General features: G+C 60.3%; 6 protein-coding genes. 4 read left to right on the forward strand and 2 right to left on the reverse strand.

Going from position 1 to position 13708, the window contains the following annotated elements; genetic code table 11:
• Positions 1 to 5: 5 nt before the first annotated feature.
• The gene (gene putP, locus B195_RS20945) at positions 6 to 1493 is read right to left on the reverse strand and encodes a sodium/proline symporter PutP (protein WP_003438880.1); all 1488 of its coding nucleotides are present in this window, start codon (positions 1491 to 1493) and stop codon (positions 6 to 8) included.
• 510 nt (positions 1494 to 2003) lie between these two features.
• On the opposite strand from putP, the gene putA reads away from it, so the two are divergent.
• On the forward strand, positions 2004 to 5957 hold the full coding sequence (gene putA, locus B195_RS20950) for a trifunctional transcriptional regulator/proline dehydrogenase/L-glutamate gamma-semialdehyde dehydrogenase (protein ID WP_003438879.1): 3954 nt from the start codon (positions 2004 to 2006) through the stop codon (positions 5955 to 5957).
• 80 nt (positions 5958 to 6037) lie between these two features.
• On the opposite strand, the gene B195_RS20955 is transcribed toward putA, so the two are convergent.
• Complete coding sequence (locus B195_RS20955) at positions 6038 to 6619, reverse strand: hypothetical protein (protein ID WP_003438878.1); 582 nt, start codon at positions 6617 to 6619, stop codon at positions 6038 to 6040.
• A gap of 266 nt (positions 6620 to 6885) precedes the next feature.
• Here B195_RS20955 and B195_RS20960 point away from each other — a divergent pair, with 266 nt between their 5' ends.
• The 3 genes from B195_RS20960 (at position 6886) to selO (ending at position 13563) form a co-directional block, all read left to right on the forward strand.
• Positions 6886 to 8628: a potassium/proton antiporter gene (locus B195_RS20960; protein WP_003438877.1), complete on the forward strand. Its 1743-nt coding sequence runs from the start codon at positions 6886 to 6888 to the stop codon at positions 8626 to 8628.
• Between the two features lie 35 nt (positions 8629 to 8663).
• Entirely contained in the window at positions 8664 to 12005 is a 3342-nt protein-coding gene (gene mscK / locus B195_RS20965) for a mechanosensitive channel MscK (RefSeq protein ID WP_029612537.1), read from the forward strand.
• Positions 12006 to 12099: 94 nt separating this feature from the next.
• Positions 12100 to 13563, forward strand: a complete 1464-nt coding sequence (gene selO / locus B195_RS20970; protein WP_003438875.1) for a protein adenylyltransferase SelO — start codon at positions 12100 to 12102, stop codon at positions 13561 to 13563.
• Positions 13564 to 13708: the final 145 nt, after the last annotated feature.

Consider the following 13708-nt stretch of genomic DNA (forward strand, 5'->3'; position numbering starts at 1 on the left):
AACACTTAGCTGTTTTGCTGGAAATCTTTCTCGGCAGCGTCGAAGCGCTCGATCATCTTCTTGCTTGGGCCTTTGCCCATGGAGCTGACCAGCACAATGGCAATGCTGGCAAAGATGAAGCCCGGGATGATTTCGTACAGACCGAACAGGGAGAACTGCTTCCACACGATCACAGTGACTGCACCCACCAGAATACCGGCCAGCGCGCCATTGCGAGTCATGCCTTTCCACAGTACCGAGATCAGTACCACTGGACCGAAAGCAGCACCGAAGCCTGCCCAGGCATAGCTAACCAGGCCCAGAACGCGGTTCTCGGGGTTGGCAGCCAGCGCGATTGCGATCAACGCAACGGCCAGCACCATCAGACGACCGACCCACACCAGCTCTTTCTGGGAAGCATTCTTGCGCAGGAAAGATTTGTAGAAGTCCTCGGTCAGGGCGCTGGAGCACACCAACAGCTGGCAGCTCAAGGTACTCATCACGGCCGCCAGAATGGCCGACAGCAGGACACCGGCAATCCAGGGGTTGAACAGCAGCTTGGCCAGTTCGATGAATACACGCTCAGGGTTTTCATTCACAGGACCTGCCACTTCCGGGTGTGCCGAGAAGTAAGCAATACCAAAGAAGCCCACGGCGACGGTACCGGCCAGACACAGGATCATCCAGGTCATGGAAATGCGACGCGCCTTGGCGATCGACTTCACCGAATCGGCGGCCATGAAACGCGCCAGAATGTGCGGTTGACCGAAGTAACCCAGACCCCAGCCCATCAGCGAGATGATGCCGATGAAGGAAGTGCCCTTGAGCATGTCGAAGTTGCTTGGATCGTTGGCTTCGATTGCCAGGAAGGTGGTATCAACACCACCCGTGGCCAGCAGCACGATGATCGGCGTCAGGATCAGCGCGAAGATCATCAGGGTTGCTTGTACGGTGTCGGTCCAGCTGACCGCCAGAAAACCACCGACGAAGGTGTAAGCGATGGTCGCTGCAGCACCGGCCCACAGCGCAGTCTCGTAAGACATGCCGAAGGTGCTTTCAAACAGGCGGGCACCGGCCACGATGCCGGAAGCGCAGTAGATGGTGAAGAACACCAGAATCACGATTGCCGAGATAATCCGCAACAGTCCGCTTTGGTCTTCAAAACGGCTGGAGAAGTAATCCGGCAGGGTCAGCGCATCACCGTTGTGCTCGGTCTGCACCCGCAGACGGCCGGCAACAAACAGCCAGTTGAGGTAGGCACCGGTCACCAGACCGATGGCAATCCAGCTTTCCGACAGCCCGGACATATAGATCGCGCCCGGCAAACCCATCAACAACCAGCCGCTCATGTCGGAGGCGCCAGCGGACAATGCAGTCACTACGCTGCCCAGGCTACGGCCACCGAGAATATAGTCAGAAAGGTTGTTGGTGGAGCGATAGGCCATAAAGCCGATCAGCACCATTGCCGAGATATAGATCACGAACGTGATCAGGGTTGGGTTACTTACAATCATTGAGTTAAGCCCTGGCATTGTTTTTATGTTTAGCGGCGGTCTGGCCGTACGCTCACAAACGTCCTGTCTGAGACGATTAACCTGGCCGCGCATTTATGACTGATGTTTCCCCAGAAAATCCACCAGCCGATGAACCAATCTGTATTTCGAGGTTGCACCTTAACCGCGGATGCTATGCAACAAAGCAAATAAGGTGCAACCAGTTTTTGCCGTCCTAGTTGCACCTTGTCGCATTTTCAACTCAATTGAGCTTTTTTGCTCCTTTTCGGAGCAAGAAGTCCCTGTTACTGCCTAAATACAACCCACCCTGCAGGAGCGAGCTTGCTCGCGAGTTTTTCCTCACAAGCCCTCAAGATCTCGCGAGCAAGCTCGCTCCTGCATTCGGGTTAGACACACCGCCGATTTTTTCCGACAGAAAACGGGTTGCACTAGGTTGCACCTGCTTCAGCGCAGCGCTAATCTTGCCGCCAGCTGCTGCCACGCAAATGTGGCACCCATGAGGATAAAAATATGGCTACCACCACCCTTGGGGTCAAACTCGACGACCCAACCCGCGAGCGCCTCAAAGCCGCCGCGACCTCGATTGATCGCACGCCACACTGGCTGATCAAGCAGGCAATCTTCAATTACCTGGAAAAACTCGAGGGTGGTGCAACCCTGAATGAGTTGAGCGGCATCCCTGGCATTACCAGCGATGACGCCGACGACGCGCACGCCGATCACGCGCATCAGTGCTTCCTGGAGTTCGCAGAAAGCATCCTGCCGCAATCCGTGTTGCGCGCAGCCATCACCTCGGCCTACCGCCGTCCGGAACCGGAAGTGGTACCCATGCTGCTGGAGCAGGCCCGCCTGCCCGCGCCAATGGCTGAAGCGACCCAGACCCTGGCGGCCTCGATTGCCGAAAAACTGCGCAATCAGAAGAGCGCCGGTGGCCGTGCCGGGATCGTCCAGGGCCTGCTGCAAGAGTTTTCCCTGTCGTCCCAGGAAGGCGTGGCACTGATGTGTCTGGCCGAAGCGCTGCTGCGGATCCCGGACAAAGGCACCCGTGACGCCCTGATCCGCGACAAGATCAGCACCGGCAACTGGCACCCGCACCTGGGCAACAGCCCGTCGCTGTTCGTTAACGCCGCGACCTGGGGCTTGCTGCTGACCGGCAAGCTGGTCTCGACCCATAACGAAGCAGGCCTGACCTCCTCCCTGAGCCGCATCATCGGCAAAAGCGGCGAGCCGATGATCCGCAAGGGCGTCGACATGGCCATGCGCCTGATGGGCGAACAGTTTGTAACCGGCGAAACCATCGCCGAAGCCCTGGCCAACGCCACGCGCTTTGAAGCCAAAGGCTTCCGCTATTCCTACGACATGCTCGGCGAAGCGGCCCTGACCGCCCATGACGCGCAAAAGTACCTCGCGTCTTACGAGCAGGCCATCCACTCGATCGGCAAAGCCTCCAACGGTCGCGGCATTTACGAAGGCCCGGGCATTTCGATCAAGCTGTCGGCCCTGCACCCGCGCTACAGCCGCGCCCAGTACGAACGCGTAATGGACGAGCTGTACCCGATCCTGCTGTCGCTGACCCTGCTGGCCAAACAATATGACATCGGCCTCAACATCGACGCCGAAGAAGCCGACCGTCTTGAACTGTCGCTCGACCTGCTGGAGCGTCTGTGCTTCGAGCCGCAACTGAGCGGCTGGAACGGTATCGGTTTCGTGATCCAGGCTTACCAGAAGCGTTGCCCGTACGTGATCGACTACGTGATCGACCTGGCACGCCGCAGCCGTCACCGCCTGATGATCCGCCTGGTAAAAGGCGCGTACTGGGACAGCGAAATCAAGCGCGCCCAGGTCGAAGGCCTGGAAGGCTATCCGGTCTACACCCGCAAGGTGTACACCGACGTTTCCTACATTGCTTGCGCGAAAAAACTGCTGGCCGTACCTGAGGCCATCTACCCGCAGTTCGCCACGCACAACGCCCACACCCTGTCGGCCATCTACCACCTCGCCGGTCAGAACTACTACCCGGGTCAGTACGAGTTCCAGTGCCTGCACGGCATGGGCGAACCTCTGTACGAGCAAGTGGTAGGCAAGGTTTCCGAAGGCAAGCTGAACCGTCCGTGCCGCGTGTACGCACCGGTCGGCACCCACGAAACCCTGCTGGCGTACCTGGTACGTCGCCTGCTGGAAAACGGCGCGAACACCTCGTTCGTCAACCGCATCGCCGACCACTCGATTTCGATCCACCAGTTGGTGGCCGATCCAGTGAGCCAGATCGAGCAGATGGCGACCGCGGAAGGCGGCTTCGGCTTGCCGCACCCGCGCATCCCGCTGCCGCGTGACCTGTACGGTAGCGAACGCGCCAACTCCAGCGGCATCGACATGGCCAACGAACACCGTCTGGCGTCGCTGTCCTGCGCCCTGCTGGCCTCGGCCCATAACGACTGGAAAGCCGCGCCAATGCTCGGCTGCCCGTCGAGCAACGAAGTGGCTGCAGCGGTACTCAACCCGTCCGACCTGCGTGACATCGTCGGTTACGTGCAAGAAGCCACGATTGAAGACGCCGACAACGCCATCCAGTGTGCCCTGAGCACAGCCCCGATCTGGCAGGCCACCCCGCCCGCCGAGCGCGCGGCGATTCTGGAGCGTGCTGCCGACCTGATGGAAGCCGAGATCCAGCCACTGATGGGCCTGCTGGCCCGTGAAGCCGGCAAGACCTTCGCCAACGCCATCGCCGAAGTCCGTGAAGCGGTCGACTTCCTGCGTTACTACGCAGTCCAGGCACGCAACGATCTGACCAACGACGCCCACCGCCCGCTGGGCCCGGTGGTCTGCATCAGCCCGTGGAACTTCCCGCTGGCCATCTTCAGCGGCCAGGTGGCTGCAGCGCTGGCTGCCGGCAACCCGGTACTGGCCAAGCCTGCGGAACAAACGCCGCTGGTGGCTGCCCAGGCGGTACGCATTCTGCTCGAAGCCGGTATTCCCGAGGGCGTGCTGCAATTGCTGCCGGGCCGTGGCGAAACCGTAGGTGCCCGTCTGGTCGGTGACGATCGGGTCAAGGGTGTGATGTTCACCGGCTCCACCGAAGTCGCACGCTTGCTGCAACGCAACGTGGCCGGCCGCCTGGATGCCCAGGGCCGTCCAATCCCGCTGATCGCCGAAACCGGCGGCCAGAACGCCATGATCGTCGACTCCTCGGCACTCACCGAACAAGTGGTCATCGACGTGGTGTCCTCGGCCTTCGACAGCGCCGGTCAGCGTTGCTCTGCCCTGCGCGTACTGTGCCTGCAGGAAGACTCGGCAGACCGCGTCATCGAAATGCTCAAAGGTGCCATGGCCGAATCGCGCATGGGCAACCCGGAACGTCTGAACGTGGACATTGGCCCGGTGATCGACGCCGAAGCCAAGGCCGGAATCGAACAGCACATCCAGGGCATGCGTGATAAAGGGCGCAATGTCTACCAGATGGCCATTGCCGACATCGAAGAGTGCAAACGCGGCACCTTCGTGATGCCGACCCTGATTGAGCTGGAAAGCTTTGACGAGCTGGAACGCGAAATCTTCGGCCCGGTCCTGCACGTGGTGCGCTACAAGCGCAAAGACATCGACCAGCTGATCGCACAGATCAACGCTTCGGGTTACGGCCTGACGCTGGGCGTGCACACCCGTATCGACGAAACCATCGCCAAGGTGGTCAACAACGTCAATGCCGGTAACGTCTACGTCAACCGCAACATCGTAGGCGCCGTGGTCGGCGTGCAACCCTTTGGCGGTGAAGGCCTGTCCGGCACCGGCCCGAAAGCCGGCGGCCCGCTGTACCTGTACCGCCTGCTGTCGACCCGTCCGGCCAACGCGATCGAACAATCGTTCGCCAAAGTCGACGCCATCACCGTACCGGACATCCAGGCCCGCGAAGCGCTGAGCAAACCGCTGCACGCCCTGCAAGCCTGGGCCAGCAGCAACCAGCAAGCGGCGCTGGCTGAACTGTGCGCCGAGTACGAGGCTCACTCGCAAAGCGGCATCACCCGCCTGCTCAACGGCCCGACCGGCGAACGCAACAGCTACGCCATCCTGCCGCGCGAGCACGTACTGTGCCTGGCCGAAGTTGAAACTGACCTGCTGACCCAGCTGGCTGCGGTCCTGGCCGTAGGCAGCTCGGCAGTCCTGCCGGAAAGCGAACTGGCCAAAGCACTGGTTGCACGCCTGCCAAAAGAAGTGAAGGCGCGCATTACCCTGGTGCCTGACTGGACCAAGGACGATGTCATCTTCGACGCCGTTGTCCATCACGGCGACTGCGATCAGCTGCGTGACGTCTGCCAGCAAGTGGCAAAACGTCCGGGCGCCATCGTTGGCGTACAGGGTCTGTCCCAAGGCGAAACCAGCATCGCCCTGGAACGCCTGGTGATCGAGCGCGCACTGAGCGTCAACACCGCTGCCGCTGGCGGTAACGCAAGCTTGATGACAATCGGCTGATAGCAGGCTGAAACGCGAAAACCGGACGCCCTCACAGGGGTCCGGTTTTTTTATGTCTGCATAAACCTGCGGGTGGCCGTTCAGGCCCGGACGGCGAACACGATATAAACCACCAGCGCCATGCACATCCCGCCCAAGAGCGTCCACAGCACATCGCCGCTGCTGAAACCGTGATTACCCAGGCCCTGCGGGTCATCGGCCAATATATTGATTGCGCGCTGGGCGCCGATGAACAGGAACAGGCTACCTGCCATCAGCACGGCATCCACCACCAACACAAAAACCGTGTCCGAAGGACGATCAAAGAATAAAGACAGCAGAATGCAAATCATGACCACCAGCATGATCAGCAACCCTCTGGCCTCGCAATACCAGAAATACCCCCGCCCCCTGATATCCAGGCTTCGCTGGATGTTGTCAAACAGCTCGAGAATGAAAAAGGGCCAGAACAGGCCGCGCATGACCGGCATGATAGGGGCCCCGCCAATACCTTTGAAGCACGCCCAGTTGCGGTAAGACCAATAGAAAATGTACCCGCCACCGGTCAGAAGATATAACAGTACAAACTTGGTAACTGACACGACGTACAGCGGGTACGGGCCGTCAAACAGTGCCCGCTTTCCATCCGGCGCACACGTGTTATGCGCAGTGGTGGGTTTCATGACTGTGTCACTCCTTAATAAAAAGAGATGTACAGATACAACCCGCCCAGCCAAAAAAATGCAGGACTTTTCCATTTCTTCCGTATGCAAGTTCCTCTGAGCCGTATGTAAAAGATTTATCAGCTCCTGCCCGCCTCAACCCCTGGCGCAATCATGCCCGGCAAAACCTTTTTGACAGCCTGCCAAGAACGCAGGTTAGAATCGCTGGCACGCAGACTGCATAAGCCGTTTGCGCCCTGTCTTGTAGGTTTCCTGGAGTACTGCCTTTGAATGCGACGACCATCAACAGCCTGTTCTTGATCGGCGCGTTGCTGGTAGGTGCAAGCATTCTGGTGAGCTCACTGTCCTCGCGTCTGGGCATCCCGATTCTGGTCATCATCCTTGCGGTGGGCATGACAGCGGGGGTCGATGGCGGCGGGATTATTTTCGACAATTACCCCACTGCGTATCTGGTAGGCAACCTCGCCCTGGCGGTGATCCTGCTCGACGGCGGCCTGCGCACCCGGGTCTCGAGTTTCCGGGTGGCGTTATGGCCCGCACTCTCGCTGGCCACGGTCGGGGTAATGATCACCACCGGCCTGACCGGCATGATGGCGGCCTGGCTGTTCAACCTGAACATGATTCAAGGCCTGTTGATCGGCGCCATTGTCGGCTCCACCGATGCGGCTGCAGTGTTCTCGCTACTGGGCGGCAAAGGCCTGAACGAACGGGTCTCGGCCAGTCTCGAAATCGAGTCCGGCAGCAACGACCCAATGGCGGTGTTCCTCACCGTGACCCTGATCGACATGCTCGCCAGCGGCGAAACCAGCCTGCACTGGAGCCTGCTGCTCAACTTGCTGCGCGAATTCGCCATCGGCGGCGCGGTGGGCCTGGCGGGTGGCTGGCTGCTGCTGCAAATGGTCAATCGCATCCATCTGGCCAACGGCCTGTACCCGATTCTGGTGGTAGCGGGCGGGCTGGTGGTCTTCGCCCTGACCAACGCCCTGCATGGCAGCGGCTTCCTCGCGGTTTACCTGTGCGGTCTGGTGATCGGCAACAGCCCGATTCGCAGCCGCCACGGCATTTTGCACATGCTCGACGGCATGGCCTGGCTGGCCCAGATCGGCATGTTCCTGGTACTGGGTTTGCTGGTCACCCCCCACGACTTGCTGCCCATCGCGGTACCGGCCCTGGCCCTGGCATTGTGGATGATTCTGTTCGCACGCCCGCTGTCGGTGATGGTCGGCCTGCTGCCCTTCAAGGCCTTCCACGGGCGCGAAAAAGCCTTTATCTCCTGGGTTGGCCTGCGCGGCGCGGTACCCATCATTCTGGCGGTGTTCCCGCTTATGGCCGGCTTGCCCAATGCACAGCTGTATTTCAACCTGGCGTTCTTTATCGTACTGGTGTCCCTTCTGGTGCAAGGCACCAGCCTGCCCTGGGTCGCCAAACTGCTGAAGGTAACGGTTCCGCCGGATCTGGCTCCCGTGTCCCGCGCAGCGCTTGAGGTCCACCCCACCAGTGAGTGGGAACTGTTCGTTTACCGGCTCGACGCACAAAACTGGTGCATCGGTGCCGCCCTGCGGGAACTGAAAATGCCGGAGGGCACCCGTATCGCTGCCCTGTTCCGCGATCAAAAATTGCTCCATCCGTCGGGCAGTACCACCCTCGAAATCGGCGATCTGCTCTGTGTGATCGGTCACGAACACAACTTGCCGGCCCTGGGCAAGCTGTTCAGCCTGCCGCCGACCCGAGGCCTGGATCTGCGTTTCTTCGGCGACTTTGTGCTCGAAGGCGACGCCCGGCTGGGTGCGGTGTCGGCGCTGTACGGTCTCAAGCTCGACGGCATCGATCCCGACCTGCCCCTCAGCAGCTTCATCGCCCAGAAAGTCGGCGGCGCTCCGGTGGTCGGCGACCAGGTGGAGTGGAACAACACCATTTGGACAGTGGCCGTCATGGACGGGAACAAGATAGGCAAAGTAGGCGTCAGATTCCCCGAAGGAAGTGCCCCGGGACCGGGGTTGTTCCTCTAAACTCCAACTTTTCGCCCCTTGTCTGACCGGTATCTATGCCAACTCTGCGCACGTTTTTCGCAACAGTCCTGCTCGGCCTGAGCCTTAGTGTCGGGATGCTCCAGGCCGCCGAGCCGCCCTCCGCCGAGGCGGTACAGCAAAGCCTGGACAAAATAGCTGATCGCAAACTGCCAGAGGCCGACCAGAAAGCCTTGCAGACGGTGCTGCAGCAGACCCTCAGTCTGCTGGCCAACAAAGCCGATTACGAACAGCGCCTGAACGATGTCAAAGAACTGCTGGCCAATGCACCGCGCCAAACCACTGAAAACCAGCGGGAACTGGCGCGGCTCAAGGCCACCAAACCCCTGCCGGTAGCCCAGCGCTACAGTGGCCTGAGCGTGCCGCAGCTGGAGCAGATGCTGGCGGACCGCACCACACAACAGGGCGAGCTGCAAAAGGCCCTGGCCAGCGCCAACAGCCAGAGCATCGCGGCGCAAACCCGGCCGGAGCGGGCCCAGGCTGAAATCAGCAACAGCCAGACCCGCATCCAGGAAATCAGTAACATCCTTAAACTCGGTCGCGACAATGGCAAATTGCTCAACGCCGACCAGCGCAACCAGCTCAACGCCGAATCCGCTTCGCTCACCGCATTGATTGCCCTGCGCCGTCAGGAACTGGCGGGCAACAGCCAGCTGCAAGACCTGAGCGGTAGCCAGCATGATCTGTTGCTGGAAAAAACCACGCGTCAGGATCAGGAAATCCAGGAGCTGCAAACCCTGATCAACCAGAAGCGTCTGGCCTACTCCCAGCAGACCGTGACCGAACAGTCCATCGAAGCGCAAAAATCAGGCAGCAGCAGCCTGCTGGCGACCGAAAGCGCGATCAACCTCAAGCTCTCGGACTACCTGTTACGCAGCACCGACCGTCTCAACGAAGTCACCCAACAGAACCTCGAAACCAAGCAACTGCTCGATAGCGTCACCCAGAGCGATCAGGCGCTGGATGAACAGATCAGCGTGCTCAAAGGCAGCCTGTTGCTGTCCAAGATTCTCTACAAACAAAAGCAGGCCCTGCCCCGCCTGCAGAAAATGGACAAAAACCTGGCGGATGAAATTGCCGATATTCGCCTGTATCAGTTCGAGATCAATCAGCAGCGCGAGATGATCAGCAACCCGACGACCTACGTCGACAACCTGCTGTCGACTCAACCTGCCGATCAGGTAACCCCGCAACTGCGTAAAACCCTGCTGGAGCTGGTCAACACCCGCGGCGACCTGCTGGACCGCCTGAACCGCGAATTGAGCTCGCTGCTCAACGAGTCGATCACCCTGCAACTCAACCAGAAGCAACTGCTCAGCACCTCCCAGAGCCTGCGCGCCACACTCGATGAGCAGATGTTCTGGATCCCCAGCAATAAACCGCTGGACCTGGAATGGCTGCAAGGTGCGCCACGGCAACTGGAGCGGCAGGTCATTACCCTGCCCTGGACTTCAAGCTTCAGCGAAGTCGCCGAGGGTTTGTCCAAGCGCCCGCTGCTGTTCCTGCCATTTTTGCTGCTGATGGTGGCCTTGCTGTGGAAACGCAGATACCTGTACGGCAAGCTGAATAAAATCCACCAGGACATCGGTCACTTCAAACGCGACAGTCAATGGCACACGCCACTGGCGATCCTGATCAACATCCTGCTGGCAATGCCGGTCTCCCTGGCGCTGGCCCTGTGCGGTTATGCCCTGCAGATTGATGCCCGGGGAATGAACAGCAACACCGGCGCGGCCCTGATTCAAATGGCCGAAGCCTGGTTGGTGTTCTACACCGCGTACCGCATCCTGGCCCCCGGCGGCGTGGCCGAGCTGCATTTCCGCTGGGACAAACCGCTGGTTGAATTCCTCCAGAACTGGATCCGCAAGCTCGGCTTTGTGGTGCTGGCACTGGTGGCCGTGGTCGCCTTTGCCGAACAACAACCGGCCGCACTGGCCGAAGACGTGCTGGGCATTCTCGTGGTCCTGAGCTGCTACGCCGCCATGGCCTGGCTGCTGATGCGCCTGCTACTCAACGACAAGACCGAGAAAAAAGCCTATCGGCTGCGCAAATTCCTCGGTTTTCTGTTTGCCATCCTGCCCATCGCCCTGTTTGTGGCCGTGTGCTTTGGCTATTACTACACCGCCCTCAAACTCAGCGACCGCCTGATCAACACCCTGTACCTGCTGATGCTGTGGATGGTGGTCGAGGCCGCCTTCGTTCGCGGTCTGGCCGTGGCGGCGCGACGCCTGGCCTATCAGCGTGCGCTGGCAAAACGCCAGGCCGCCAAGGAAGCCGGCGAAGGCAATGACATCATCATTGAAGAACCGACCCTGGACATCGAACAGGTCAATCAGCAGTCGCTACGCCTGATTCGCCTGGCCTTGCTCGCGGCCTTTATCGGCGTGCTGTATTGGGTGTGGGCCGACCTGATCTCGGTCTTTTCCTACCTCGACAACATCACCCTCTACGAGTACACCAGCGGCACCGGTGCCAACATGAGCATGGTGCCCATCAGTATTGGCGATATGGTCGGTGCGCTGATCATCATCGGCATCAGCATTGCACTGGCGCGCAACCTGCCCGGCCTGCTTGAAGTACTGGTGCTGTCGCGGCTCGATCTGGGCCAGGGTAGCGCCTATGCCACCACCACCTTGCTGACCTACGTGATCATCGGCATCGGCTTTGTGTCGACCCTGTCGACCCTCGGCGTGAGCTGGGACAAGTTGCAATGGCTGGTGGCCGCACTCTCGGTGGGCCTGGGGTTCGGCATGCAGGAAATCTTCGCCAACTTTATCTCCGGCATCATGATCCTGTTCGAGCGCCCGGTGCGCATTGGCGACACCATCACCATCGGCAACCTGTCGGGCACCGTGAGCAAGATCCGCATCCGTGCGACCACCATCACCGACTTCGACCGCAAGGACATCATCGTCCCGAACAAGACCTTCATCACCGGGCAACTGATCAACTGGTCGCTGACCGACACCATCACCCGCGTCACCCTCAAGCTCGGTGTCGACTACGGCTCAGACCTGGATCTGGTGAAACACCTGCTGCTCAAGGCCGCCCAGGAAAACCCGCGAGTGCTCAAAGAGCCGGAGCCTCACGTGTACTTCCTCAATTTCGGCGCCAGCACCCTGGACCACGAACTGCGCATGCACGTGCGGGACCTGGGTGACCGCAACCCGGTAATCGACGAAGTGAACCGCTTTATCAACCGCGAGTTCAAGAACCATCACATCAACATCTCGTTCCAGCAGATGGAGGTGTACCTGAAAAACCTCCAGGGCCAGGAGTACAAACTGGTACCGGTCGGGCCGGAAGCACCGCCCGAGCCGCCACCGCCGCAAAAGCCGCAACTGGGCAAGCTGGACTGATCATTGCCCCCTGCAGGAGCGAGCTTTTCCATATAGCCGCACAGAGCTCGCTCCTACAGACGACACGCCCCCCATTTCTCACTGGAGACGGTCATTGAAAGCCCTCGACGAACTGACCTTCGATAACCGTTTCGCCCGCCTGGGTGACGCCTTTTCGACCCATGTGCTGCCAGAACCCATCGACGCGCCACGCCTGGTAGTTGCCAGCGATGCGGCCATGGCCCTGCTCGACCTTGATCCGGCTGTCGCCCAGGACCCGGTATTCGCCCAGCTGTTTGGCGGCCACACCCTGTGGGCCGACGCCGAACCCCGCGCCATGGTCTATTCCGGCCACCAGTTCGGTTCCTACAACCCGCGCCTGGGTGACGGTCGCGGGCTGCTGCTGGGCGAGGTATACAACCAGGCCGGTGAGCATTGGGACTTGCACCTCAAAGGCGCCGGCATGACACCCTGGTCGCGTATGGGCGATGGCCGCGCCGTGCTGCGTTCATCGATCCGCGAATTCCTCGCCAGCGAAGCGCTGCATGCACTGGGCATCCCGAGCAGCCGTGCCCTGTGCGTGATCGGTTCCGACACCCCGGTGTGGCGCGAGAAACAGGAGCGCGCGGCCATGGTCCTGCGTCTGGCGCAGAGCCACATACGCTTCGGGCATTTCGAGTATTTCTACTACACCAAGCAACCCGAGCAGCAGAAGCAGCTAGGCGAACACGTCCTGGCGCTGCACTTCCCCGAGTGCCTGGAGCAGCCGGAGCCGTATCTGGCGATGTTCCGCGAGATTGTCGAGCGCAACGCCGAGCTGATTGCCAAATGGCAGGCCTACGGCTTTTGCCACGGGGTGATGAACACCGACAACATGTCGATTCTGGGCATCACCTTCGACTTCGGCCCGTTCGCCTTCCTCGACGACTTCGACGCCAACTTCATCTGCAACCATTCCGACCATGAAGGGCGTTACTCCTTCAGCAACCAGGTGCCCATCGGCCAATGGAACCTCAGTGCACTGGCCCAGGCGCTGACGCCGTTCATCAGTGTCGAAGCACTGCGAGAAACCCTGGGCCTGTTCCTGCCGCTGTACCAGGCCCATTACACCGACCTGATGCGCCGCCGCCTGGGTCTGACCAGCGCTGAAGAGGGTGATCAAAAACTGATCGAAACCCTGCTGCAGCGCATGCAAGGCAGCGCCATCGACTACAGCTTGTTCTTCCGTCGTCTGGGCGATGAGCCCGCTGCACAGGCCGTAGCCCGGCTGCGTGACGAGTTTGTCGACCTCAAGGGCTTTGACGAGTGGGCGGCGCAGTATGTTGACCGGGTGGCGCGTGACGGCGTGAACGATCAACACGCCCGGCGTGAGCGCATGCACGGGGTGAATCCGCTGTACATCCTGCGCAACTATCTGGCGCAAAAGGCCATCGATGCGGCTGAAGCGGGGGACTACAGCGAAGTACGGCGCCTGCACCAGGTGCTGACCCAACCGTTCACCGAACAACCGGGCATGCAGGGTTATGCCGAACGCCCGCCCGAATGGGGCAAGCATCTGGAGATCAGTTGTTCGTCATGAAATCCATGGGAATGCCCCTGCCCCCGGATTGTGTGCAGATAGATCATGGCCAGTGGCGTGCCAGACCATCATCTGCTGAACTGCACCTTCCAAAGACATGCACATGACCTGTGGCAGCTGGCTTGCCAGCGATTGGTTGGCACCT

It is taken from the genome of Pseudomonas sp. Lz4W, from assembly GCF_000346225.2.
Lineage (GTDB): Bacteria > Pseudomonadota > Gammaproteobacteria > Pseudomonadales > Pseudomonadaceae > Aquipseudomonas > Aquipseudomonas paraversuta.

Excerpts from the sequence above, each read along its gene's own strand:
- putP (WP_003438880.1), bottom strand. The coding sequence starts at position 1,493 with ATGATTGTAAGTAACCCAACCCTGATCACGTTCGTGATCTATATCTCG.
- putA (WP_003438879.1), top strand. The coding sequence starts at position 2,004 with ATGGCTACCACCACCCTTGGGGTCAAACTCGACGACCCAACCCGCGAG.
- B195_RS20955 (WP_003438878.1), bottom strand. The coding sequence starts at position 6,619 with ATGAAACCCACCACTGCGCATAACACGTGTGCGCCGGATGGAAAGCGG.
- mscK (WP_029612537.1), top strand. The coding sequence starts at position 8,664 with ATGCCAACTCTGCGCACGTTTTTCGCAACAGTCCTGCTCGGCCTGAGC.